24 protein-coding genes are annotated in these 26014 nt (G+C 38.3%); 15 read left to right on the top strand and 9 right to left on the bottom strand.

Annotated elements, in window-relative coordinates; translation table 11 throughout:
- The 3 genes from BMZ31_RS20375 to BMZ31_RS12520 form a co-directional block, all read right to left on the bottom strand.
- A partial coding sequence (locus tag BMZ31_RS20375) for a hypothetical protein (protein WP_175478095.1) occupies positions 1-805 on the bottom strand: 805 nt, incomplete at its 3' end.
- A gap of 182 nt (positions 806-987) precedes the next feature.
- Positions 988-1758 (bottom strand): CsxC family protein, encoded by a 771-nt coding sequence (locus BMZ31_RS12525; RefSeq protein ID WP_090832111.1) that lies wholly within the window; start codon positions 1756-1758, stop codon positions 988-990.
- Between the two features lie 296 nt (positions 1759-2054).
- Positions 2055-2834: a CsxC family protein gene (locus tag BMZ31_RS12520; protein ID WP_090832110.1), complete on the bottom strand. Its 780-nt coding sequence runs from the start codon at positions 2832-2834 to the stop codon at positions 2055-2057.
- 176 nt (positions 2835-3010) lie between these two features.
- Between BMZ31_RS12520 and BMZ31_RS12515 the strand changes: the two genes are divergently transcribed.
- Positions 3011-4201 (top strand): ParM/StbA family protein, encoded by a 1191-nt coding sequence (locus BMZ31_RS12515; RefSeq protein WP_090832109.1) that lies wholly within the window; start codon positions 3011-3013, stop codon positions 4199-4201.
- 12 nt (positions 4202-4213) lie between these two features.
- Positions 4214-4585, top strand: a complete 372-nt coding sequence (locus BMZ31_RS12510) for a hypothetical protein (RefSeq protein ID WP_090832108.1) — start codon at positions 4214-4216, stop codon at positions 4583-4585.
- A 96-nt stretch (positions 4586-4681) separates the two neighbouring features.
- On the opposite strand, the gene BMZ31_RS12505 is transcribed toward BMZ31_RS12510, so the two are convergent.
- The gene (locus BMZ31_RS12505) at positions 4682-5134 is read right to left on the bottom strand and encodes a CotY/CotZ family spore coat protein (protein ID WP_368086652.1); all 453 of its coding nucleotides are present in this window, start codon (positions 5132-5134) and stop codon (positions 4682-4684) included.
- A 17-nt stretch (positions 5135-5151) separates the two neighbouring features.
- Complete coding sequence (locus tag BMZ31_RS20745; RefSeq protein WP_254778822.1) at positions 5152-5361, bottom strand: hypothetical protein; 210 nt, start codon at positions 5359-5361, stop codon at positions 5152-5154.
- 856 nt (positions 5362-6217) lie between these two features.
- On the opposite strand from BMZ31_RS20745, the gene BMZ31_RS12495 reads away from it, so the two are divergent.
- Positions 6218-6520, top strand: coding sequence for an MTH1187 family thiamine-binding protein (locus BMZ31_RS12495; RefSeq protein WP_090832105.1), 303 nt, complete (start codon positions 6218-6220; stop codon positions 6518-6520).
- Positions 6521-6757: 237 nt separating this feature from the next.
- On the opposite strand, the gene BMZ31_RS12490 is transcribed toward BMZ31_RS12495, so the two are convergent.
- Positions 6758-7249, bottom strand: coding sequence for a hypothetical protein (locus BMZ31_RS12490; RefSeq protein WP_090832104.1), 492 nt, complete (start codon positions 7247-7249; stop codon positions 6758-6760).
- Positions 7250-7449: 200 nt separating this feature from the next.
- Between BMZ31_RS12490 and BMZ31_RS12485 the strand changes: the two genes are divergently transcribed.
- From BMZ31_RS12485 to BMZ31_RS12455, 6 genes are all read left to right on the top strand, one after another.
- Positions 7450-8253 (top strand): P-loop NTPase family protein, encoded by an 804-nt coding sequence (locus tag BMZ31_RS12485; RefSeq protein WP_090832103.1) that lies wholly within the window; start codon positions 7450-7452, stop codon positions 8251-8253.
- A gap of 38 nt (positions 8254-8291) precedes the next feature.
- Positions 8292-9236: an acetamidase/formamidase family protein gene (locus BMZ31_RS12480; protein ID WP_090832102.1), complete on the top strand. Its 945-nt coding sequence runs from the start codon at positions 8292-8294 to the stop codon at positions 9234-9236.
- A 63-nt stretch (positions 9237-9299) separates the two neighbouring features.
- Positions 9300-10025, top strand: coding sequence for a sugar nucleotide-binding protein (locus tag BMZ31_RS12475; RefSeq protein ID WP_090832101.1), 726 nt, complete (start codon positions 9300-9302; stop codon positions 10023-10025).
- A 164-nt stretch (positions 10026-10189) separates the two neighbouring features.
- Positions 10190-11827: an Ig domain protein group 2 domain protein gene (locus BMZ31_RS12470; protein WP_090832100.1), complete on the top strand. Its 1638-nt coding sequence runs from the start codon at positions 10190-10192 to the stop codon at positions 11825-11827.
- 491 nt (positions 11828-12318) lie between these two features.
- Positions 12319-13347 (top strand): DUF2332 domain-containing protein, encoded by a 1029-nt coding sequence (locus tag BMZ31_RS12460; protein WP_090832436.1) that lies wholly within the window; start codon positions 12319-12321, stop codon positions 13345-13347.
- A 64-nt stretch (positions 13348-13411) separates the two neighbouring features.
- Positions 13412-14137, top strand: coding sequence for a ZIP family metal transporter (locus tag BMZ31_RS12455; protein WP_090832098.1), 726 nt, complete (start codon positions 13412-13414; stop codon positions 14135-14137).
- A gap of 67 nt (positions 14138-14204) precedes the next feature.
- Here BMZ31_RS12455 and BMZ31_RS12450 read toward each other — a convergent pair whose 3' ends face one another.
- Complete coding sequence (locus tag BMZ31_RS12450; RefSeq protein ID WP_090832097.1) at positions 14205-14699, bottom strand: hypothetical protein; 495 nt, start codon at positions 14697-14699, stop codon at positions 14205-14207.
- Between the two features lie 97 nt (positions 14700-14796).
- On the opposite strand from BMZ31_RS12450, the gene BMZ31_RS12445 reads away from it, so the two are divergent.
- Positions 14797-15381, top strand: coding sequence for a vWA domain-containing protein (locus BMZ31_RS12445; RefSeq protein ID WP_090832096.1), 585 nt, complete (start codon positions 14797-14799; stop codon positions 15379-15381).
- Positions 15382-15463: 82 nt separating this feature from the next.
- On the opposite strand, the gene BMZ31_RS12440 is transcribed toward BMZ31_RS12445, so the two are convergent.
- Entirely contained in the window at positions 15464-16168 is a 705-nt protein-coding gene (locus tag BMZ31_RS12440) for a DUF421 domain-containing protein (protein WP_090832095.1), read from the bottom strand.
- Positions 16169-16377: 209 nt separating this feature from the next.
- On the opposite strand from BMZ31_RS12440, the gene BMZ31_RS12435 reads away from it, so the two are divergent.
- Both BMZ31_RS12435 and BMZ31_RS12430 read left to right on the top strand, forming a co-directional pair.
- Positions 16378-19587 carry a DEAD/DEAH box helicase gene (locus tag BMZ31_RS12435; RefSeq protein WP_090832094.1) on the top strand — a complete coding sequence of 1070 codons (3210 nt, stop codon included), beginning with the start codon at positions 16378-16380 and terminating at the stop codon, positions 19585-19587.
- Between the two features lie 318 nt (positions 19588-19905).
- On the top strand, positions 19906-21636 hold the full coding sequence (locus BMZ31_RS12430; RefSeq protein WP_090832093.1) for an ABC transporter ATP-binding protein: 1731 nt from the start codon (positions 19906-19908) through the stop codon (positions 21634-21636).
- An 83-nt stretch (positions 21637-21719) separates the two neighbouring features.
- On the opposite strand, the gene BMZ31_RS12425 is transcribed toward BMZ31_RS12430, so the two are convergent.
- A complete protein-coding gene (locus tag BMZ31_RS12425; protein ID WP_090832092.1) occupies positions 21720-22730 on the bottom strand; it encodes an acyltransferase in 1011 nt (336 codons plus the stop codon).
- A gap of 333 nt (positions 22731-23063) precedes the next feature.
- Here BMZ31_RS12425 and BMZ31_RS12420 point away from each other — a divergent pair, with 333 nt between their 5' ends.
- The 3 genes from BMZ31_RS12420 to BMZ31_RS12410 all read left to right on the top strand — a co-directional run bounded on the left by BMZ31_RS12420 (position 23064) and on the right by BMZ31_RS12410 (position 26009).
- Positions 23064-24257 (top strand): sensor histidine kinase, encoded by a 1194-nt coding sequence (locus BMZ31_RS12420; protein ID WP_090832091.1) that lies wholly within the window; start codon positions 23064-23066, stop codon positions 24255-24257.
- Positions 24254-24922: a response regulator transcription factor gene (locus BMZ31_RS12415; RefSeq protein ID WP_090832090.1), complete on the top strand. Its 669-nt coding sequence runs from the start codon at positions 24254-24256 to the stop codon at positions 24920-24922. The genes BMZ31_RS12420 and BMZ31_RS12415 overlap by 4 nt, the downstream gene beginning before the upstream one ends.
- A gap of 151 nt (positions 24923-25073) precedes the next feature.
- A complete protein-coding gene (locus BMZ31_RS12410) occupies positions 25074-26009 on the top strand; it encodes an ABC transporter ATP-binding protein (RefSeq protein ID WP_090832089.1) in 936 nt (311 codons plus the stop codon).
- Positions 26010-26014: the final 5 nt, after the last annotated feature.

Below are 26014 nucleotides of genomic sequence, written 5' to 3'. Positions count from 1 at the left end.
GAGAAGAAGACTCATCAGCTTGGGATGAAGATTCCTCAGGAGAAGAAGACTCATCAGCCTGGGATGAAGATTCCTCAAGGGAAGAAGACTCATCGAAACTGGAAGAGGACTCCTTAAGAGAAGAAGACTCGTCTAAACCGGTAGAGGATTCCTCAAGAGAAGAAGACTCAGCAAAACTGGAAGAGGACTCTTCACGAGAAGAAGACTCATCAGAGTAGGATGAAGATTCCTCCAGCATAGAAGTGAATTGTTTTACTAAGTCTTCATTGAGAATGGAACCATTCTCAATGGAAGAAGACTCATCTTGGATAGTAATCGAATGACGGTGATCCTTGCTTTCTTCCTCACCTATTCCATCTGCAGATGAATATTTTTCTGTATTGTCTTCATCGGAAGGAGGATTCATTTTCACCATTTCTTTCGTCTGGCTGCCTTCTTGTTCTGATAATTGCATGAGGAACTGGGTTTCCAATTCACTTGAATGTATTTCTTCAGTTTCATCTGATAGGTAATCCTCTGATTCCTCATAATCCATAATTTGCTTATACTTTATTTGTCGGTCAGGAACCTTTGGGGGAGTGAATATTAAAGGATGAGATGCCTTAGGTTTGTATGGGTTATTATTTTTGGGGATCTGTTCTTTTTTTTCGGCTTCAGGAATCTCATTCTGTATAAAAGGTCCATTTGTAAAACTATTATTTTCACCTTTGTTAATTCTATCATTTGTTATACTGTTACCTGGTGGGAGTGCATATTGCTGTGCCTGGTAGTACGTGACAGGCATTTTACTTTGAAAATAATTCATTTCATGAAAAACATTCCTCTCATTATTCATTTCGTAAAGGAAGGACCGCTTTAATAAGATCCGTTCCTGTCCCCTCCTTGTAACTTTCTTCAATAAGATTTTCCACCAATAATTAGGAAGGGGATTATACCCGAAAGAGAGTATATCCCCTAATTCATTTCATTGTTTCTGAAATCAATCAATCAATCACAATCAGAGTCCCAATCATGATCATTGGTTGTGGAAGAAATGCGTACTTGCTGATTTTGAAGAACCTTCAAAGTAAAATCTACTACCATTTTTTCTTCTATTTTTGTAAAAACCCCTTCATCTAATGGAGAAGAAACAGGCAGAGGCTCTCTGTCAATAGCTTCATCCCACTCAATAATTTTGCTTGAAATCAATTCGCAGAATGGCAGTTCATTGTAAAATTGCTTGCTTTCCTGATGGAATTGGGAAAGGTCACTTGTTAACAGTTCATCTTTTTCAGGAAACCCTGATGGCAATGGTTTTGACACGAAAAAATCAAATTCTCTACGATCGTTCGTTTCAGGCATGACTGGATTTGATAAAAACTTTTTGATTTCAGTTACACACTGGAATGGAATATCCACAGTTAATGAATGTAAATCTGAGGCCACGGATGTGGGATTGCTTTCTGATATATCTTTGCACGGGCTTGCATATTGAATATTTTTACGTACAAATCCTTTTACAAACAATTTATTTGTCGGCAGTAGAAGACGGCACTGAGTGATTTTTAATCGCTTCTTGATATCTTTAATTTCTAATACCAGCTCAGGAAAAGTAATAATAGTATCCACATTCACCTGCAATGTAACTTCTGCTAAAACTACGGGTACTTTTGTAATAAGTTTTCCAATGGAAACATGTGGATGGTGGTTATGAATCGACTCACACTCGCAATGATCATCACATTTATGATGATGTTTTTTATTTTTTTTCTCAGACATATTTTCTCCTCCTAGATGACTCAGAATAGTTTTATCGTATGCGGTACAAATGACTATGTATGGGTATTGGCCCATGGACATTTAAGTAAAGGGAAATTTAAAATCTCAAAAAGAAATCAATAAGATATTTTCTGGATTCCCAATTTTAAGAAAAATGAATATATATCTGATGTGAGCATTTTTATTTTTTATTGCAAAGAAAATCTCGGCATTACCATCTCTTTAAACAGAGGATTCATGATAATGACGAGATTTATTTTTATTTAGGAATTGTAGTGAATTCCTTTTCTAAATTACTATGGTAGAGCAGTTACTCTAACTTGCTGATTTTGCAATACTTTAATAGTAAAACGTAAGATCATTTTTTCCACGATACGTTGGAAAGTTCCCTCTTCAAATGGTGCATTTCCAGGCAGAGGTTGACGGTCTACCGCTTCATCCCATTCAAGTATATTATGTGAGATGATCTCACAAGTTGGAAATTGATTGTAAAAGCCAGTGCTCGATTGATGGAACTGGGAAAGATCGCTTGATAGGAGATGGTCCTTTTCAGGGAAGCCCATTCCTAAATTCTGTGATCTGAAGAAGTCAAATTCCGCACGTGAATTCAGTTGTGGACGTTGTGGTGGAGAAAGAAATTCATCTTGTGGAATTGTTGTTACACATTCAAATGGTACATCTACAGTAAGTGATTTTAGGTTTGAAGACACACAAGAGCCTGAAGAATCGCGAATAGGTGTTGCATATTGAATGTTTTTTCTTACAAAACCTCTGAGAATTAAAGTTCCTGGTGAAAGGTCAAAAGGGTTTTGAGTACCAACAACTGGATCTAGCAATAAACTACATTGAACAATTTTCACCCGCTTTTTTATATCCTTAATTTCCAAAACAGGGTCTGGGAAATTAATATTAGCTGAAAGATTAGTAGTGACTGTTCTTTCTGCAAGTGTAACAGGTACTCTTAGAGTCACTGTACCAGCGGGTGTAGTGACTGGAGTGACTTCAACACTATCACATTCACCTAACCCGGCAGTCTTATTAAAATCGATACAATCATTATGATGATTTTCACACATTTATTTTCCTCCTTTTTAATTTAAGGTTCTATTTATGGTATGCAATCAAATAGAGTTCGCATAGTTAAATGAATCAGTATAAACGCGGAAAAATTATTAGAATTTATATTTTTAAAATTAGGTACTTGCACATTGAAACTCCTACTTTGCATAAGATTCAAAAGGAGGTAGATACGATGAATAGACATAATTTTCTTGCTGTTGACATAGGAAACAGCTGGTATAAGGCATTGGCTTCTGATAAAGGAATCGTTAACGAATATCAAATTCCAAACGCCATTTCATTTTTTGATGAAGAGTTTTTCGAAAAACCATATGATGATGATGATGTAGTTTTGGAAGAAAATCTTATTGTTGAAATAAAAAGCAAGGCAATTTCTGATAAAAGGGAAATATATTATATGGGGAAAGCTGCTGCGAAACAAAGGGATGTCAGTTTAACAGCTTTCAATAATCAGAAAGTTGATGAGGATCGTACCTATGTGCTGTTATTTGGCCTTGCAGCTTATCATGCTGTTTTATCAAACCCTGACGAAACGGACATTCAATATCATATAGATCAATTGTCTGTATCATTGCCAACGACTCAATACAAGGAAAAGAAGGACATATTTAAACAACGTTTACTTGGTACGCATACAGTTATTTTTCATAAGATACCACAATTGCCTGAGCCAAAAGAGTTAGTGGTCAAACTTCATGTGAAAGATGTAATCGTTGGTGCAGAAGGGGCGTGCGCTTACCTTGGTTTGACGCGAGACCTCGATACGTTAGGGATTAAAGATGATGCACTAATTAAAGAAACACGTAAAGGAATAATAATTGGTGACCTTGGAGGAGATTCTGTAGATTTCGTTGGAATCAAGAACAATAAACCTGTCGCGTCTGTAGAGGGAGAACCTTTCGGGATTAATCAGTTCCTGGACGGTATCATTCAAAAAGTTAGTAAATATGAACTTTATAGATTCGATTCACGTTCAGAGCTGGAGGAAAAATTAGCCGCAGGCCAATCGGAGTGGTATGTGGAACCATTTGCAGGAGTAAAAAAAGATATTAGTAAGTATATTATCCCTCAGTTAAAATCAATGGCAGTCAAATACCTTGAACACTTCGACCGTGTTAGAAGCAGATCAAATGAAATAAAAGGTGCAACTAGATATATTGCTGTAGGTGGAGCGGCAAAATTAGCCAAAAGGCAAATTCAAGAATCTGCTGTCAGATGGACCGAAAGAGGTCGACCGATTGAATTATTTTTCCCGGAAGATATGGAAAAACTCAATGTTAATGGATTAATGATCCTGGCAAAAATGAATCAAATAAAGAGGGATCAAGAGAGTGAAGTTGATTTTGCTAGTATTAAAGGCTAGAAGGTGATAGATATGTCTAGAATTTTTACTGATTACCACAATAAGACAGCAATTACTCTCCCTGATGAATTCATCGATGTGAAAACAGGTGACACTCATATTGTTTCTTCCAAAATTCAGGACCAAATTGAATATCATGCGAAAAACAATACTCTTATCCATCTTGTCTTATCTGCACTAAATAGTTACCTTCATCCAAGATTGCCTAATGGTAATCTTGAAGAAGTATTATTGGAGTTATCAGAAATAAAAAAAATGCTGCAATATGGCACCTCCCCAAAAAAACATTCTCCATATGTCACACAATTAGGTGATTTGCAAAAGGAGTCCAAAGACTTGAATTTAGAAGATATCGAGGAAGTGCTAAATGCTTTTGGAGGATAGAAGTTATCAAAAAGGTCATCACTTAAATTTAAGTTTACCTTTTAGATAAAGTAGTTTAAACCCAGTTAATTAACTGGGCTTAAACTACTTTTTCATTTATTTTAAGCAAACTGCAGGCAAGCATGTAATAGCGCAGAAGCAGGAAAGGTCAACTGTAATGCAAATCCCTGTTTTTTCTAAATCGTCTACATCTTTACCATCGATTTGACAACATGGAGAACAAACATCTTTAGATTTGCAATTTTTACTATCTGAAGAGTGCTCCTTTTCAGATTTGATTTTTAAAAGCTCAAGAACGGCGCAATTATTTTCAATTGCCTTTATTCTGAATATGAATGAAGTGATACAAGCGAACTTTTCCTTTTTCGAATAACTTGAATAAGTAGTTACTCCAGTAGCTTTAAAAGGTTCACAATCACCGCAATAAAGAATGAAAGGAATTGTGTTTTTCTTAGGTTTCTTCGACTCACCTAATAATTGCTGAATGGATTCCTTGCAGGAAGTATCGCACTCTTTTTCCTTTTTGACCTTCTTCTGTGCATGTAATATCGCTTTTAGAACATCTTCTATACAATGTTCTTGATGTCCAGGAGGATTCCAAGGGTGGCTACTACTACTGCTGCTACTGCTGCTACTGCTGCTACTGCTGCTACTGCTGCTACTGCTGCTACTACTGCTGCTACTGCTACTTTCATCAGAATGATGATCACAGCTGCTTTCATGTTTCTTTTCAAGATGCCAATGGACCTTCTTATCAAACTCCTTTTTCTTGACATGAATCAAACCCATGTTATTCCACTCTCCTTTAAAAATTTTGTTCAAATTAGCATACGGAAATAATCGATTTTTGAGTGAGAATCCGGCCTATAAATTGGAATTATTTTATGGACAAGGGGAATGATTTTTCATTTAATGAAAAGTGGTACTATAATAAATGGGTAAAATATACATAATAGGATAATTTATATTGATAAGTTAAATTTCTTGCGGGGCCATTGGGACAATGCCTATGCCTAAACAAATGAGATTCTATTGGACGAGCCTGAAAGAAGAAAAGGAGAATTGCTTTTTGGCTTTATGATAGTTAGAGGTAATAAGAGTGTCACTGTCACATTACATAATGAATCCTTAGAGGGGACCAGAGGAAAAACACATTGTATGTAGGATAGATGATCTTTATTATATGAGGGGGTTTTTTGAAGAGACAAGAGTATATTCTTTAACTGAAATGAGGTTTGATCGCTATGAAGTGTTAGTAGCTATACTGGTATTAGAATAAAGCAAGTGATAACAAAATTGGTGTCAGGCGCGGAAAACGAAACATTTCCATTGCCTGACACCAATCAACCCTTACTTGTTTCAATATTCCGGAGTTCATACTCACATTCAGGACAATGGAAGATTACATTTTGATTTGATTGAGCGGTTAGAACCATATCAATTTCGTGTTGGGCGTTGCAGTTCGGACATATGACTTTAGGAAAATTAGTGTTCATCTACATCCCTCCGTTTGTATGTTGTGGTGTTTTGGAAGATTGTATACATAACTCATTTTTGAGAGGTGCCAAGGTAGGAAATTTTCTAAAGATGTATGCTATTATAGAAAGAATTAATGAATGCAGGAGGTCCATTATGGCTATCATCGATATTACTGTAATCCCAGTAGGGACGGAAACACCAAGTGTGAGCGAGTATGTGGCTGAAATACATAAAGTTCTCCAAAAACATGAAGGGGAAATCAAATTCCAATTAACTCCAATGAGTACGTTGATTGAGGGTGACCTAAAGAAGTTGCTTGAAGTGGTTCAGGAAATTCATGAAGTTCCTTTTCAAAAAGGTTTGCAGCGAGTGTGCACGAATATTCGCATTGATGACCGACGCGACAAGAAACATTCAATGGAGAGCAAGCTACAGGCAGTTCAAGCGAAATTATAAGGTAGTGCTGATTTTGGTGCCTGTCACTCCCCGAAGTTTGTCGAATGTTTTTGACATTTTTCGGTTGGTGACAGGCACTTTTTAAGTAAATAAGAAAGTTTAAAATTCTTACGGAGACCACTGTCTAGCTCCAGCGCCCAGCCCCTCGGGGTCATAAGCCAAATCGCTCCAGAAATCAGGATTTCCTGCGCGCTTCGTCTTATGCCTGTCGGGGCTGATCAGGGCGCTTCCGCTTTTCTAACACAACACAATAATTTTATAGGGTGTAGTTTGGGCAGGTATGCTTTTTGTGGAAGCGCCATAGATCACAATCAGATTACGGTTAGCTGGGGGGCTCGTAAATGCTTGCCCGTTTTGTAATATGATTTGTGTGTATGGGGAAACGTTTAATCTTAACTGACCATCACTGCTCACTAATTGGTTGTTAAAGTAGCTTACTTTTACATTTTGATAGGGTGTTTCTTTTACCATGACAAGTGCTCGGTATTGTGGAGGGTATATCATTGGCACGGGTGCATTGGCATCATAGTATCCTGTTACTCTGTCTCCTACTCCCACCATTAAGTGATCTACAAAATAAGTAGTAGGCTCCACTACGAAATTAACTGAATTACCGAATCCGTTATCGACTGAGAATAGTTTATAACAACCGGCTGCTGGATCATTTTCTGATACTGAAAAGTCACTAATCATGGTTACGGTTCCACTAAAAGGCTGGAAATTAATCATTTTTATCCTCCTATCGCTCATTAAACTTCTGCCTATATATTATGTAGGGTGAGAAGATTTGTGCCTGTCACTCCCCGAAGTTTGTCGATTGCTTTCGACACATTTCGGGCGGTGACAGGCACTTTTTTTACAATTCAGCAGGAAATCATAATGGCTCAATCAAACTATTAGAAGATGAGGAATACAGGAGGATAATAGAAATGGGAAAATTATATATAGTTGAGGGAATTCCCGGATCAGGAAAGACGACAACTGCTACTTGGCTGGCTGATATATTACAAGATCAGGGAAACGACGTGAAGATTTATTTAGAAGGTAATAGTGAGAACCCGGCTGATTATGAATCGATCTCTTGTCTCTCAGCATTACAGCTCAAAGAGTTGGAAAAAGATTTTCCTGATATCCGTTCATATGCAACTCAAAAACAGAATAGGTTCTTCATTCCATACGGGAATTTATATGAGAAGAACCCCCACCTACATCATGCTCTTAAAGCTTATGATGTCTACGGATTGCCCATCGAAGATTTTTGTGAAGTTACTTTAGCTAAGTGGAAAGAATTTGTGGAAATGGCGCGTTCTGATAATGATGTTTATGTCCTTGAATGCTGCTTCCTACAGAATCCATATACTTTTTTACTTGCAAAGCATGATGTTCCCAAAGAGCAGATATTCAATCACATAGATAAAATAACGGGAATCATTGCGGAGTTAGACCCAGTCATTCTTTACTTTGAACAAGACAATATAGAGGAAAGTTTAAACAGTGTTCGGAAAGACCGTTCAAAGGAATGGTTTGAATTTCTTACTTGGTATTATACAGAACAATCTTATGGGCAAGCACGAAACTTACAAGGCGAAGCGGGTGTTATCCAGTTCTTAAAAGAACGTAAAGAATTAGAAAAAGAAACGCTTGCCCAGCTGCGCATTAAAAGTTTGCTGCTGAATAATAGCGAGTACGATTGGGAGAAGCGAAAGGAAGAAATATTAGCCTTTATTCGATAATAGAGGAACACAATCATATATGATTATAGGAGATTAAGATGATTCATAAACTAGAAGCGAAAAACGAGAACTTGCATGCATCTTTCAGCAAAGACTATGAACCTATTCTTACGATCAACTCGGGAGATTCTATACGGATGAATTCAATCGATATTGGTTGGGGGTTCACACCTAAAGATGGTGAGAGAATCCGTTATCAATCCAGAGAAAAGGAAAAGGAGTGGGGACACCCAGTTATCGGTCCTATTGCCATAAATGGTGCGAAACCAGGAATGACGTTAGAAGTTAAGATCAATGATATCATACCGAGTTGGTATGGTTGGAATTGTGCTGGTGGGTCAAAAAACTGGCATAACATAGCACTAGGCTTATCAGAAGAAAATGAAATTGTTTTTGATTGGGATTTAGATAGCGAGAGGGCACTTGGGTCATGTCATTATAAAAATCACCATTTCACAGTGCCACTTAAACCATTTATGGGTGTCATGAGCACAGCACCAAGCGAACGAGGAATACATTCTACTATTCCTCCAAGGTATTGTGGCGGAAATATTGACTGCAAAGAGCTTGTAAAAGGGAGTACCTTATTCTTACCAATTGCAGTTGAAGGTGGATTATTCTCCGTAGGGGATGGTCATGCAGCACAAGGCGACGGAGAAGTTTCAGGGCAAGCAATCGAATGTCCGATGGATCTAGTCGATCTTTCATTTGTCTTAAAAGAAGATATTTCTTTAAAAATGCCTATGGCACATACACCTTCAGGGTGGATTACTTTCGGTTTTCATGAAGATTTGAACAAGGCAACTATTATGGCCCTTGAGGGGATGCTTGAATTCTTACAAGAGTCATATACTTTAAGTAAGGTAGAGGCTACAGCTCTTGCAAGTGTGGCTGTAGATTTGAAAATCACTCAAATTGTAAATAGGGTTAAAGGGGTTCATGCGGTATTACCTGATGGTGCCATTGGGCATTTTCATAGATAAGCCATGACATTTTATAGGTATGGTAAGGAAAGAGAATTCGCAATTGGAAAGGAAGTATTGCACATGAAAGCGATGATTACCGGTATGAATGGAGCAGTTGCCCCGTTTGTTTATAAGGAATTGCTAAAGCGCGGAATAGAGGTTATTGTTTGGGACCGTTCTAAGGTTCCAACAGATGATGCTCAAGTTGTATACGATTATATTAAAGAAACGAATCCGGATGTATTTTTCCAGATTGCTACCGGTCCGGTTGAATGGCTTCAATACATAGCGAAAGCAACGAATGAGCTTGGAATTAAACTTTTGTTTACGAGCACGGTCTCTGTTTTTTCCGAAAAAGGAACGGGACCATACACAGTGGAAAGTACTCCGAATGCAGAAGAAGATTACGGACGATATAAAATAGAATGCGAGGAAACGGTTCGTAAATACCATCAGAATGCTGTCATATTAAGACTAGGCTGGCAGATTGGTACTGAGGCAGGCTCCAATAACATGATTGACTTTTTAGAACGCAGCTTTAAAGAACATGGTGCGATTGAGGCGAGTTCAAAATGGTATCCTTCTACAAGCTTCTTGCCCGAAACTGCCCGTATAATTGTAGAGGCTGCGCTTGAATATAGTCCAGACACTTATCTCGTTAATTCTAATCAAAAGTTTCACTTTTATGAAATCGTCAATTATTTAATGGAAAAACACAAGGCTAATTGGGAAATTAAAGAGGTCACTCATTTTCAACGTGATGATCGGATGTTTGATCAGCGTATAAATATTGCGGAATTATTTTAATAGGTGCCTGTCACTCACCGATATTTGTCGATAGATTTTCGACGCATTTCGGGCGGTGACAGGCACTCTTTTGTTGGGAAAATTTCTGTTTTAGGTTTTCTTCACATTCCGTCAACATTCCTGTGTTAATTTAGAGAGGAATACAACAAAAAGGAGTGAAAAGAATGGTTCGTAAAAAGTTATCGCTTTTCGCATTATTGCTTTTGCTTGTATCTCCAATCTCTTATTGTTTTAACGAATTTGTTGCAGCAGAAAATGCCCTTGATCCTGCACCGCAGCTGCAACCAATCGGAACTGCGAATGGTAAGAAGGTCTTATTTGATAATACACATGGACAAACAGCGGGAGCAGCGGACTGGGTTTTGGATGGGGGATTCTCAGATTTTGCGAATGCTTTAGCCAACAAAGGTTACTATGCAAAAGAGTTGCGAAAAACCACTCCAATCACTTATCAAGATTTACAAGGCTACAATGTGTTCGTCATTGGGGAAGCGAATATTCCCTATAAAACATCAGAACAAGACGCCATGATTCAATATGTTCAAAATGGAGGAAGTATCTTTTTTATAGGAGACCATTATAATGCTGATCGTAATAAAAATCGTTGGGATGCCTCAGAGGTCTTTAATGGTTATCGCAGGGGAGCCTACTCAAATCCCACTAAAGGAATGGGAACAGAGGAAGCCTCGTCAACAGCGATGCAAGGAGTAACAGGATCCGACTGGTTAGCAACCAACTTTGGTATCAGGTTCCGTTTTAATGCGATTGGAGATGTAACTGCCAACGATATTGTAGCTCCAAGTCAAGCTTTCGGGATAACGACGGGAGTCTCGACGGTTGCTATGCATGCAGGATCTACATTAGCTATCACAGATCCAAATAAAGCAAAAGGTATTGTTTATCTTCCGCCAACATCTGCAGCCTGGGGTTCAGCTGTCGACCAAGGTGTTTATAATGGCGGGGGAAGAGCGGAGGGGCCGTACGCTGCAGTTTCCAAACTAGGATTAGGTAAGGCAGCGTTCATTGGGGATTCTTCTCCAGTGGAAGATGCCTCTCCTAAATATTTGCGTGAGGAAACTGGTTCTAAAAAAACAACGTATGATGGTTTTAAGGAACAAAACGATAGTACCCTGCTTGTGAATTTGATAGATTGGTTGTCACTACAGGAAAGCTACACGGCCCTGTCACAAGTAAGTGGATTACAGCTTGATCAGCCAACTGACTTGTTATCGATGGAAAATCCACAAACTTCAACAGAACCAGTAGCCGAACCATGGTCTGCACCTGCTGCAGGTTACAAATGGTACGATCCATCAACGTTTAAGTCTGGTTCATACGGATACGGTTCTAGTGGAAGTGGCGGAACGGTAATGGTGAATGAGAAATTCGAGTCAGGTTCAAAGACGGCCTATACCTCAGGAAATGTTACACTCGCGAGCGGTTCATGGTATTTTGATAATGCCCTTATCGGCAATTTGTCTGGAGATAAGAAAAATGGTATACAGTCCGCTCGTGTACGTGCAAGTGGAGCACTGACAATGAACTTCGATGTGAGCGGGGCAAAAAGCGTTCAGATTTCACATGGTAACTTTAGTACGGATACTGGGGCGGTTTGGCAGTTACAAATGTCCTCAAATGGTGGCTCGACATGGACAAACGTTGGCAGCTCTAACACTAGTTCCTCCACATTAACAGTCAAAACGTTTACCCTCACCCAGACAGTTCCTGTTAGATTCCGAATTGTCGTTACAGGAACCTCAGGCATGAGGCTAAACTTTGATGATATTGTCATAAGTAATTAATGCTTTTTTAGAACATACAGCATCCATTTTGGGGGTGTTGTATGTTTTTTTATTTAGGCTCTGTTAAAGTACATTGTTGATTTTTTGCACTTGTTGATTGGAGTGGAAGGCGCTTGACTCCTCGAAATTCCTCAATGATGCTACCGCATCATTTCGTGCGATGTAAATTCAAGGATGCTTTCCTTGTGCTATCGCATTTTCTTCGTGCGTGGGTTATTTCGAGGAAGATTATCAATGTCCTGGGGGATTAGCGTTACAGGCGAGACCCCGCAGGAGCGATAGTGACGAGGAGGCTTGGCGCGAACGCCCCCAAGACGAATTTGCTCTTGAAAAAGCCGGCATTAGGGCTTTTTCGAAAATTCGTACCGGAAAGCAAGCGACTGGAACGGAAATCAACAGGCAAGTATAACAGAGCCTTTATTTAATACTCATAAATAAGGATATGGTAAAATTAGGATGTTGGCTTGAGTGAGAACTACAGTCGGGAGTTGTTGATAAAGATGAATCAATTATCAGAACGTTTTCTTCAGTTTGCAAAGAAAGAGTGCAGAGGGTCTAGTGAGTTGTATGAGTATTTGTCTATGCAAATTGCTCAGGATGACGAAGTGCTTTATTTATGTGAACATGTACAAAAAGGGCAGCCTGTACCCAACTTGTTATTCGGTGCGGTTCATTATCTTTTGCTAAAAGGCAAAGATCATACTTTAAAAGAATATTATCAAAGTCTAGTCAAGGAACCAAAATCGATAGAATGTTCTTTTCCTATTTTCAAAGAATTCTGTATGACATTCAAAGAAGAAGTCATTTCAATTCTTCAAACCAAGTTAGTACAGACGAATGAAGTGAGACGTTGCGCTTACCTCTATCCTGCCTTTTGTTATATATACGAAAGAATGAAAAAACCATTAGCATTGGTTGAGATAGGAACAAGTGCGGGTTTACAGTTGCTTTGGGATCAATATAGTTACTCATATGGTACGGGAACTACTTACGGAAATAGATCCTCGAATGTACATATTACCTCTGAAATCAGATCCAGTTATGATCCTTTACTATTTCTCACCGCCCCCCCTGTCACACAAAGAATCGGACTTGATTTACATGTTAACGATGTTTCTAATGAAGAGAATTTCCTATGGTTAAAAGCATTGATTTGGCCTGAACATAACGAAAGAAGAGAATTATTTGATAAGGCTGCTCAATATGTTAAGGATTTTCCTATCAAATTTATTGAAGGTGATGGGGTAAAATTAATTCTTAATATTTCGAGTCAAATTCCAAGTGATTCTGTTCTATGTATTTTTCACACACATGTTGCTAATCAAATTCCCTTGGAAGGGAAAAAGGACTTATTTGAGAATATTAGAGTCATAGGGGAAAATCGAGACGTAGTGCATCTATATAATAATATGACAGACGGAGATCTCCATTTAGATTATTTCATGAATGGTATCAAGTACACGCATAATGTTGGAAAAACAGACGGCCATGGTAGATGGTTTGAGTGGAGGTTAGAATAACTCGTTTTTCATATTTTATAAGGGTTGTACATATATTACACTAATACATTTTCGAAGGTGGTTTCTGGTGGAAGCTCATTTAGGAATATTTATTAGTGCTTTATGTACTGCATTAGGAGCATTACCTGCTCTATTATTGAATAATGTGTCCCATCGCCTCAAGGACAATCTTTTGGCATATAGTGCAGGAATTATGGTGGCGGCTTCCACTTATGCACTTATTCCCTCGACTTTAAAGCTGTCGAATATGTTTGTCTTAACGGTTGGAATTCTTCTTGGAACCTTAACCTTAACTTTATTGGAAACCTACTTGCCACACGTAGAGTTGGAGCATGCAAATCATCCTGGTCAACAAGCAAATCCTCTTTTGTTGATAGCTGCCATGGCCATACATAACATCCCAGAAGGAATATCTGTAGGAGTGAGTTATGCGAGCCATTACGAGGAATTAGGTTCGCTGGTGTCGTTTTCAATAGGTTTACAGAATTTTCCCGAAGGCTTTTTAGTTTGTCTATTTCTAATTACCAATAGGGTGTCTAAACTAAGGGCTTTTTTGTATACAGCTTTTACAGGGGCCATAGAATTTGTTTCATCGCTGATCGGATTGCAATTAACAGATCAGTTTCTTGGGGTAGTGCCGTATGGGTTGGCTTTCGCAGCAGGCTCAATGCTGTTTGTTGTATACAAAGAGTTAATCCCAGAAAGCCATGGGGATGGAAACGAAAAATCTGCCACATTTTCATTTGTTATCGGTTTATTAACGATGATTATCATTACTGATATGTCATAGCCCTGCTCACTACCTAAGTTGAGTCGATATTATTTTCGACAAATTTCGGGTGGTGACAGGCACTTTTTTAAATCCCCAACGGCTTCAAACTAAAATAATACAACGCTTGATTGACCTCTTCTATCTTAAAAATCTTTTTCTCTATACAAAATTGAATGACAAGGTCAGATGTATCACTTTGCGATAAGGAATAACCGGCGGAATCTAAAAAATCGTCGGTTTCTTCACTGTTTAGTTCTAGTGCCAACGCCAGTGCGATTACGGTATTTTTTTTAGGCTGGTAGTTTGGATTAGAACGTAATTTTGAAAAATGTTTACGATCCATTCCCGCTTTTTTGTATATCTCTGGATCACTGACACCTTTTTGATCAATATAAGTAAACAATAACTGTGTCAGTGTAGGTTTATGATTATTCTTAATAAAGTCGTCAAGTTCATCCAACCATACTTCTTGGCTGCACTTTTCTAGTGAATCGGAGAATATCATATGACTCATCTCAGGAACATTTAAATGGAAATCAATGAATTCCTGTAATTCGTCAAATAGCTTTTTATCAAGCAAGTGGTCTACCTCCCTAAATGTCGCTTAGCAGGCGACCAAATTATGGATATGATTAGCTACAATTATATCATGAAAGAATTTAAGGGAGATGATCATAATGAATAAGGATTTAACAGAAATTATTTTCCTGCTTGATAGAAGTGGATCAATGGCAGGCCTTGAAAGTGATACGGTTGGGGGATTTAACGCATTTGTTAAGAGGCAATGTCAGTTAGAAGGAAAAACGATTCTTACAACGGTTTTGTTTGATGATGAATATGAGGTCTTATGGAATGGTATTGAAGCTAAAAATGCAGTATTAACCGAAGCTGAGTACTATGTTAGAGGGTGTACAGCTCTTCTTGACGCTATTGGGAAAACGATTTTGGATGTGGGCAGAAGGTTGTCGCAAACTGAGGCTGAAAATAGATCGGGAAAAGTCATTTTTGTCATAACAACCGATGGGATGGAAAATGCGAGCAGTGAGTTCACTTATGGAAAAATAAAAAAACTAATCAATCATCAGCAGGAGAAATATAATTGGGAATTTATTTTCATGGGCGCAAACATTGATGCAGCTAGTGAGGCAGAGAGCATTGGGATTGCAAGAAATCATGCCTATAAGTTTGAGGCTTCAGACAAAGGTGTGGAGTGCATGTATGAAATGATTTCAGAAGTAGTATCAGAAAAAAGGCAGAAATGAGCTCTTAACATGCAAAAAGCATAAGACATCTATCCTAATCTAGAGGCTTAGCCCTCTAGATTTTTTATTTACTGCTGGGCTTCTAATTATATAAAAATACTTTAAGGTTATTTCCTTTATCTAGGGTTGCTAGTAATACCTCGTTTACAGTAACGCCATAAGTTTCTTTGATGCTGTCTTTAAGCCATTGTTCGTCTTTTCCAAGCTGCTGTAATTCATTGTTATCAATCGTTCTTTCCTTAATAACTGTTTTTGGAAAATCAAAAGATTTTATCGGTAAATTTAGATCGGCAGTAGTAACGGGCTGATGTTGAGGAGCTAAAAATATCGATATCGTTCCTCCTGGTTCCCAAAGTGCAAGCGCTACTTTTTGAATATCATCTGTTTTTTCTTTTCGTAATTCAGATAGTAGAAATTCAATCGTTATCTTTGCTTTAAATAAGTTCTTATATAGAATTTGTCCATTTTCAATAAGAGGCATCGGTGAAGGGTTAAAGAACGTTCTAATTCGATTCGATTTCAAGCTCAAAAGAATTCCTGATAGATAGAGAATAACTAATACACTTATCGAAATCATGGAACCTTTAAGCCCTAAACCCTCGTCAGATAACGGGTGGGCAAGAATATTTCCTAACAGTAGTAGTATCACGAAATCCAAAAATCTCAACTTTGAGATGGATCGTTGTCCCATTATTTTTGCTACAAAGACCAAAAAAAAGAAACTAACGATTGCTCTCATACTCCACTCGACTGCTGTAAGAGATTCTTGACTGCTAAAAAAATCCATTGGTGCTCACCCCATAATAACAAATCCTTCATATTAGATTGTTCAATTTAGTATGTTTTATCCACTAATATATAATAAGTTGGTTATGATTAGAGCGAATATGTATAAGGATGTTAAACTAAGTAGTAGCTAAATAAGTGATAACTACTGGACAACGAAAATTAAAATGACATTAGCTTAATTTCCAACCCCAAGAAGGAGCAAGGCATATGAATATCAAACTCAATCATAAAATCATCATTGATCTGTGCGGGCCAGTCTCTTTCAAACGAGGGGATGCTTTTTTTCGTTCCCATAAAGTGAAATTTGAACACTTTGAAGCGGATCGATGTGAAGCTACGGTTATTGGAGCCGAGGATTTCCATGTCATTATTGAAAAAGATGATATGGGTGGATTTCGAACAGAGTGCAGCTGCCCATCGCTTGCTTCCTTTCAAAAGGATTGTCAGCATATAGCAGCAGTGTTAATGGCTATAAATGAGCAACAGCGCCTTGAAACGACTGAAGAACATTCAAGCAAACCAAAAGACGATTCAATGGACATCAATTTTTCAGAAGGATTACTGAGCATTTTCCAAAGCAAGCCCAGAAAAAAAAGTGGGCAACAACTTCATTTTGAAAAAAGAAAAACGATTGATGCAGAATTTATCTTGAGCCCTATTAACATAGATAATGGACAGTTTTTATTGGGGATCGAAATAAAAATCGAAGCCGAGAATGTTGAAGACATAAGAGGTTTCTTTAAGAATGTGAAAGAAGGAAAGGTCACAAATTTATCACCGTCCTTCACTTACGATCCTAGCCAACATTGCTTTTCACATGAAACCAATGTTGTTTTGCAGCAACTTATCCAAATTGTTGATGATGAAAAGATATTTATAGATAACAAGTCGGAGTACCATGAAGAAAAAAGGGGGAAGCATCAATTGATAATCCCCCCATCTTCATGGGATAGCCTTTTTTCTCAATTAAGAGTGGATCCAAAGGTAAAGTTAGAGGTAGAAGGCGAAATGTATGAGGGCCTTCACTTATCGACTGAACGGCTTCCCCTTCGATTCGATTTTTCTGAAATCGAAGGCAAAGGCTATCAATTGAAGATGCGCGGATTCAATAAGCTAATCATATTGGGTTCATATAGCTTGGTATTGACTGATGGAACATTTGTAGAGCTGAAAGATGAAGATTGCCAGCGCCTTACAGATATGAAACGGATGCTGGATTCTACAGGGAAGAACGCTATACCCATTGCCGAAAAACAAGTGGGTTTTTTTCTAGAAAAAGTCGTGCCAGGTTTGAAGAAGTTAGGCGAGGTTCATCTATCAAAAGAGATATCTTCCCAACTAGTGAAGACGCCTCTGAGTGCCAAACTATTCTTGGATCGAGTGAAGAACCGGCTGCTCGTCGGGCTTGAGTTCCACTATGAAAATGTTGTCATTAATCCTTTAGAGGATAAGGTAAACAAGCTCCTCATCAGGGACGTAGCAAAGGAGAATACCATCCTCGAGTTGATGGAAGATAGTTCTTTTGCCAAGACAGATGGTGGATATTTTCTCCATAATGAAGATTTAGAATATGAATTTCTATATTATGTGGTCCCAAAGCTGCAAAAACTTGTACAAATTTATGCGACGACTGCAGTCAGGAACAGAATTTTCAGGGAGAGCGCTCCACCAAAAATTAGGGTGAAAGTCAAAAGAGAGCGGACCAATTGGCTTGAGTTCAAATTTGAAATGGACGGTATTCCAGATAGTCAAATACGTGAATTGCTTTCAGCGCTAGAGGAAAAACGAAAGTATTATCGATTAAGAAACGGCTCGCTTCTTTCGTTAGAGACGAGGGAATTTAAAGAAATTCAACGATTTCTCAATGCACTTCCTGTTCAAAATGAGGATCTTGAAAGTGGGTTAAATGTTCCAATTGTTCAAGGACTTCGACTGATGAATAGTGTCGAAGAAGATCAAACGTTCACCTATGAAGAATCGTTCCGCAGATTCCTAGAAACGATTGAAAACCCCAGTCTCATGAATTTCAAAGTGCCAGAAAACTTGCAAAAGCTTCTTCGAGACTATCAAACGCACGGGTACAAATGGATGAAAACCTTAGCCGGCTATGGATTTGGTGGTATCCTGGCTGATGATATGGGGTTAGGGAAAACACTGCAAAGCATTGCGTACATCGCTTCGGAACTTCCTGATATCCGAAAGAGAAACCTTCCTGTTTTGGTTGTCTGTCCATCTTCACTGACGTATAACTGGCTAAGTGAACTGTTGAAATTCACTCCTGATATACAAGCCATTATTGTGGATGGAAAACAATCAGAAAGGTTAAGGATACTTAAGGAGGTTTCAAAAGCTGATGTCGTCATCACTTCTTATCCATTGTTACGTAAAGACATCAAGACCTATGAAAATCAAAAATTTCATACAGTATTTTTTGATGAGGCACAGGCTTTTAAGAATCCTATCACACAGACAGCTAGAGCAGTAAAGAAGATAAAAGCCGTACATCGCTTTGCTCTAACCGGTACGCCCGTGGAGAATTCACTTGAAGAGCTGTGGTCTATTTTCCACGTCGTTTTCCCAGAATTGTTCATGGGGTTACGAGAATACAGTCATCTCTCCAAAAAGAAAATCGCTCGCAGGATTCGTCCATTCTTGCTGCGTAGACTAAAGGAAGATGTACTAGGAGAGCTTCCAGAAAAAATTGAGTCGTTGGAGTCCATGGAATTGCTTCCTGAACAAAAGAAATTGTATGCTACTTATCTAGCGAAGCTACGACACGATACATTGAAACATCTTGATAAGGATACTTTGAGGAAAAATAAAATAAGAATTCTCGCAGGATTAACTCGGTTAAGGCAAATATGCTGCCATCCTGCCCTTTTTGTAGATGGATACAAAGGAAGTTCAGCGAAATTTGAACAACTTCTCAAGATTGTAGAGGAGGCCCAACTTTCAGGAAGAAGAGTTTTGATTTTTTCCCAGTTTACAAAGATGTTGAATTTGATTGGCAAGGAGTTAACAGAACAAGGACTGGCTTTCTTCTATCTTGATGGTCAAACTCCATCGGAAGAACGAGTGGAAGTTTGCCATCGTTTCAACGAGGGTGAACGTGATCTTTTCCTGATCTCATTGAAAGCCGGAGGCACAGGTCTTAATTTAACTGGCGCAGATACAGTGATCCTCTATGACCTATGGTGGAATCCAGCCGTAGAGGAGCAGGCAGCTGACCGAGCCCATCGAATGGGGCAGAAGAATGTTGTTCAGGTCATTAAGCTAGTTTCCCGAGGAACGATTGAGGAAAAGATGAATGAATTGCAGGAGAAAAAGAGAAATCTCATTGAAGAGATTATTGATCCAGAACAGAAAGAGAATTTCTCTCTGACGGAAGAGGATATAAGGGAAATATTGATGATTTAGACAGGTGACAAAAATCTATTTCCTTTTGTTTTAAAGATTTTCTCTCCTAAATGGCTGTTTTTTTCGTCTACCCTAAGATTAATCTCTACAGAAGTCCAATTATTTTCGTCCAAATCGAAATCAATTTCTACTTTCTATATAAACACGCCTTATTTTTAATATCTGACTCCCAATTATAAGAAAAGGAACCGTTTCAACCGGTTCCTTTTCTTATTACAAAAAATTGTCAGAGGTAGATGCTGTTTAATAACAGAATTCTTGAAAAAATCCCACTCTTTGGCATATAATCACTAGATAAACATGAAGGAGAAACCATCTATGATACGACGCTTTTTTACGTATTACCGTCCGCATCGAAAGTTATTCATCATTGATTTTAGCAGTGCTGTGATTGTGGCGTTGCTTGAGTTGGCGTTTCCGCTGGCTGTTCAATGGTTTATTGATAAACTTTTGCCAAGCGGTAACTGGAATACCATAGTAGGAGTTAGCATCGGGCTGCTTCTATTGTACGTAATCAGTACTTTTCTGCAGTTCATCGTTAATTACTGGGGACATAAGCTTGGGATCAATATTGAAACCGACATGAGGCAGCAGCTTTTTCAACACGTTCAGAAACAGTCATTCAGGTTCTTTGATAATACAAAGACGGGACACATTATGAGCCGCATCACAAACGACTTATTTGATTTAGGTGAACTCGCCCATCATGGACCAGAGGATTTGTTTATTGCTGTTATGACGTTTGTCGGCGCGTTCTGGATTATGCTAACAATTAACGTAAAGCTGGCGCTTATAACGATGATCATCGTTCCATTTTTGATATGGTTAATCACTTATTCCAATGTAAAAATGAACGCTGCATGGAAGAATATGTACAGTGACATTGCAGATGTAAATGCAAGGGTAGAGGATAGCGTTGCTGGTATCCGAGTCGTTCAGTCTTTTACAAATGAAGATTTTGAGATTGAGAGATTTACAGTTAACAATCGGAAGTTCCGTTCTGCAAAATTGGCTGCTTACAAAGTCATGTCATTTAGTTCTTCGAGTATCTATATGCTGACTCGGCTTATTGTTTTGATTGTCCTTGTTTATGGGGCGTGGCTCAGTTTTCGCGGAAGCCTCAGCTATGGAGAATTGGTCGGTTTCTTGCTTTATGTGAATGTATTATTCAAACCTATTGATAAAATTAGCGCGATTCTCGAACTATACCCAAAAGGAATGGCCGGCTTTAAGCGTTTTACAGAATTAATGGACCAAAATCCAGATGTGGTAGATCAGGAGAATGCCCTAGAGATTTCTCGTTTAAAAGGAGACATTGTCTTTCAAAATGTAACCTTTGGATATGAGAATCATAAGCCCGTCCTTGAAAAAATTGATTTGGAAATTAAAAGCGGGGAAACGATTGCCTTTGTTGGTCCTTCAGGCGCAGGTAAAACGACTATCTGCACTCTAATTCCGCGCTTTTACGATGTCAATGAAGGTTCAATCCAAATCGATGGCATCGATATCCGCAAAATGACAAAGAAATCGTTGCGCTCACAGATTGGAATCGTCCAGCAGGATGTTTTTCTCTTTACAGGAACGCTTCGTGAAAACATTGCATATGGTTCACTTGGAGCAAACCATGAGGATATTGTAAAAGCTGCCAAAAGAGCTCATCTAGAAGATTTTATCGCCTCCTTGCCAGCAGGATATGAGACACAAATAGGAGAACGAGGTCTAAAGTTATCGGGAGGACAAAAACAAAGAATCGCTATTGCAAGGATGTTTCTTAAAAACCCGCCGATTCTTATTTTGGACGAAGCCACATCTGCACTTGATACGGAAACGGAAAGAATTATCCAGAAGGCTTTAACTGAACTCTCCCAAAATCGTACGACACTCGTAATCGCTCATAGACTTGCGACGATAAGGAATGCAGACAAGATCGTGGTTGTTACAGAGGCCGGCATTGCCGAGCAAGGAACACATGACGAATTGATCAGACAAGACGGAATATTTGCCAACCTTCATAAAGTACAGTTTGAAACAACTTTACAACCGAATTAACTATAGCGTAAAGATTGTATAAAAAAAGAGGTTCCCACATGATATTTAAAAAATCAGCAGTGGAACCTCTTTTTTTCATTTACTTATCTTAATCGAATTAACTTATGTCGTAAGAAGGATAGCGTAAACGCTAAAGAAAAAGTAGTTAAAGTAATTGGAATGAAGTAATATATGATTTGCTGCTGGGTATCAAAAAGGTTTTTCAAGACGTACTCATATACAAATCTATCTGTGATATTCGAGGCTAGATAAATATCAAGAGATAATAAAGAAACTAGTGTTATGGCCTTTGAAATGAAATTAACCTTAATGTTCATATCATAAAAGATAAGGAAAAAAATCAACGAATGAATCGCAATAAGTAGTGAGGAGTAATATCCTGACATTCCCTTAAATATTCCGCCCATTGCATAATGAACTTCGATAAACGTTTCGAAAAGGATGACTGTGAAGAGCGCAATCAATCCCCACACTTTGTTAAGTTTAATTTGATATTCTCTAATGTAACACCCGATTAGATAATAAGTTATAGGATAAATTGTTACCCAAAAGTCTGGGAAGAAAAGGATTCCTCTTAACTTGTGATTCAAAAAGTCAGGAACGCCAGTAATAAAAAATAAAATTGCAATCAATATTATTTTTTGCTTCCTCGTATTTATATTTTTATATAGGATATTGATGTACGGGCTAAGTAAGAATAACCCAATATACATATTCACATACCATGAGTAACTGTCAGCCTTGAAACTTAAAATCATCGCAAACCATTCTAATGCAGAATTATTTTCTTTAAAATAATACTCTCGTACCAAGATTGCGATAATTGAATAAATGAGATACACGACGAGGATAGGTATGATTTTTTTGAAATAGCTTTTTGTTGGTGTTTTCTCAATTTGTAGATAGCCTGTAAGGATGATGAACAGGGGGACACAAATTAAAAAACTCATCCTCATGGAAACTTGAAGATACATGTTTTTTCCTAACAGTGATGTCGAATAAAACTCAGTTTTGAGAAAGAAATGCACACATATTACAAATAGGATGGCAAATGCCCTTACTAGGTCGAGCCCTGTTTTTCTGTTTGTTTTCATGGTGGAAAGCCTTCCTTCTAGATTAACTCTTACTATATTCAAATAACTTTACAATATTAATTCTTTTTTATACATGATGCAATAAAAAGAGGGAGGATTGCTTCTTATGGGGTATGAGTGAAGGCGTAAAGTATAAGTGTAGGAATGAAACCTAGTAATTTTGGCTGAAGGAAAGGGTTTTGATATTCGAAATAATAGAGGAATTCACGAAGCTCATAGAGAAATATCCATAGGATTAAAAAGGTTTGAATGAGTGATTATTCAAGCCTTTTTTTATGTAGTAGTGTTATTTAACGGAATTCCTTCAGAATATGATAGATATGGGGTGCGTAATTGTTAAAGTATACTCGGTTAGTCATGTTCGTGCTTTTAAGCACGGTTTGTTATTTGAGGCTGCCTGACAATCATTACTTACTAAAGGGATTTGTCATTTTGGCTGCTATTATTTTTGCTTTCAATCATTTTGTCATCTTTACTAGCAAAAATCAAAAGACCGTAAATATCGTTATTTTAACGGATGCCTTTCTAAGCTTTACCTATGGCTTCTTATTTCCTGGTTCGACTTTATACTTAATATTATTAGGGATCGTTTCTGTTACTTTGTTTTTACATAATGATAATAAAAAGTTCTTTAAAGCCTGTGCAATCATATTTCTTATAATGTGGATCTCTGTCATGTATTATTGGAAAAAGGAAACGGGGTATCTAGATTTTTCTGATAACCTCATTAGTACTATGTTTGTGTTTTATGGTGCGGTTGTCGGAGATTTGATTCGGAAATTACTGAGTGCGCGGGAGACAATGAATGAACAATACACCCAATTAAATGATTCTCATGACGCGCTTTCGGATGCTCATCAGCAACTGAAAGTGTATTCAAAGCAAGTGGAAGAACTCACTTCCATTCATGAGAGAAATCGGATCGCAAGGGAAATTCATGATACGGTTGGACATAAAATGACTGCCTTGCTTGTGCAATTAGAGTTGGGGCGTGAATTAATCAAACTTAATCCTGATAAAGCAGGAGAAACGCTGTCGGTTTGCGATGAACTTGCTAGAGGAGCTCTTGACGAAATCCGATTTTCTGTAAGGACTATTCATCCTCAAGAGAGTGAACACCTTTCCTTTATTCCATTGATTCGTAAACTACTAGGAGACTTCTATAAAACGACAAGTTTGGAAACGGTTTTTGAGTTAAGCGGAGATCCAGTCATGATTCCTGTTTCGTTGCAACCGACATTGATAAGACTCATTCAGGAGGCAATGACCAATGCAAAAAGACATGGAGATGCAAGATCCTTTTGGTTAAGCATCGATTGTTCTTCTGACGAAATCATCGTTACGACGAAGGACAATGGGAAAGGGGTTCCTTCGATTCATCCAGGTTTTGGACTTATCAATATGAAAGAGCGCGTTGAAGAACATGGGGGATCAGTTTTATGTCAAAGTAAGGAGGGCGAAGGTTTCCACATGAAAATGAACTTTCCTCTTCTGCAAAAAAAATGGGTCGCAGGGGGAAGTAAATGATAAAAGTAATCATAGTGGACGATCAGCCATTGATTCGGGAGGGGTTAGCCAGTCTGCTCGGTTTGAGACCAGAACTATCGGTAATCGGGACAGCTGCTGACGGACAGGAGGCTTTTCAAAAAGTATTAGAGTTGGCCCCTGATATTGTTCTAATGGATATACGCATGCCGGGAACGAGCGGTGTGGAAGGGACGAGACTAATCACAAAAAATACATCTGGAACAAAGGTGTTGATGCTGACAACTTTCAAGGACAGTGATCTCATCTTTCAAGCCTTGGAAGAAGGGGCGAGCGGTTATTTGCTGAAGGATATGTCGACTGATACCATTGTGAAAGCCATCCAAACCGTTCATTCGGGTGGAGTCGTCCTGCCGCCAGACATTACCGCTCAAATGCTCAGCGAATTAAAGAAGACGCGTACCATTGAGAATGTAAATGACAAAGTAGAGTTTCCGAAAGAATTGGAAGAACTGACCGAGCGGGAGACGGATGTTCTTCAACAACTTGGATTTGGATTGAGTAATAAAGAGATAGCAAACTTATTGTTCATTACAGAAGGAACTGTGAAGAATCATGTCTCTAATTTGATTAATAAACTTGGGTTGCGAGACCGTACACAAGCGGCCATCTTTGCAGTAAGATATGGCATCACGATTTTTGAGTAATGTATAGGTACATGACTTTTAGCATAGAGAAAACGAAAGTAGGCCTGATAAGGGCCTTTTTTTATGGAAAAGTTCTATCTTGCGCTACATGGAAAAAATTTCTTTTATTAATAAAATAAGAGTATAAATTGGAACAGGGGAGTGACCAGCAATGTTAGTTGTGGAGGATATCAAAAAATCGTTTAATCATAAAGAAGTTGTGCGAGGAGTTTCGTTTCAAGTCAATAAAGGTGAGGCTTTTGGTTTATTAGGTCCTAACGGGGCCGGAAAGTCTACAACCATCAGCATGATTTGTGGACTGCTTTCTTACGATGCAGGTGAAATAACTGTTGGTGGAAGTTCAGTCAAAAAGAACACGATGGACGTTAAAAAGAAAATAGGGGTTGTGCCTCAGGAAATAGCACTTTATCCAACGATGTCAGCTAAAGACAACTTGCTTTTCTGGGGAAAGATGTACGGATTGTCCGGTTCACAAGCGAAAAAGAGGGCAGAGGAAGTACTTGAGTATGTGGGATTGAGCGAGCGCGCTAAGGATAAAATTGAGACATTTTCAGGTGGGATGAAACGCCGGATAAATATCGGTGCTGCCTTGATGCATGATCCTGAACTATTAATCATGGATGAGCCAACAGTAGGAATTGATCCACAATCTAGAAATCACATTTTAGAAACGGTAAAAAAGTTGAATGAAAACGGCATGACAGTTATTTACACAAGTCATTACATGGAAGAAGTTGAATACCTTTGTAACCGAATCGGTATCGTCGATCAAGGAAAAATGATTGCGCTTGGAACGAAGAGCGATTTATGCAATCGTCTTGCAGGCGGAACAGTTATTAAAATGATCGTCAATCATCTAAATGAAGAGTTTGTTACATGTATAAAGGAAATGGAGCATGTTGAGCGGATCGTTACCGATACGGAAGCACTTTCACTTGATATTTTTGTTAGTAGCCATCAGCTTGTAGTAGGGGAAATCATGGCGTGCGCTGTAAAACATCATGTTCACGTGCAGTCTTTTGAAGTGAAGGAGCCCAATTTGGAGAGTTTGTTTTTATCATTAACCGGCAGATCATTGCGCGACTAAGGGGG

The sequence above is a fragment of the Bacillus sp. cl95 genome, from assembly GCF_900115925.1.
In the GTDB taxonomy this organism is placed as follows: Bacteria; Bacillota; Bacilli; order Bacillales; family Cytobacillaceae; genus Neobacillus_A.
The sequence above is the reverse complement of the archived record's forward strand: the minus strand, read 5'-3'. Positions and strand labels throughout refer to the sequence as shown.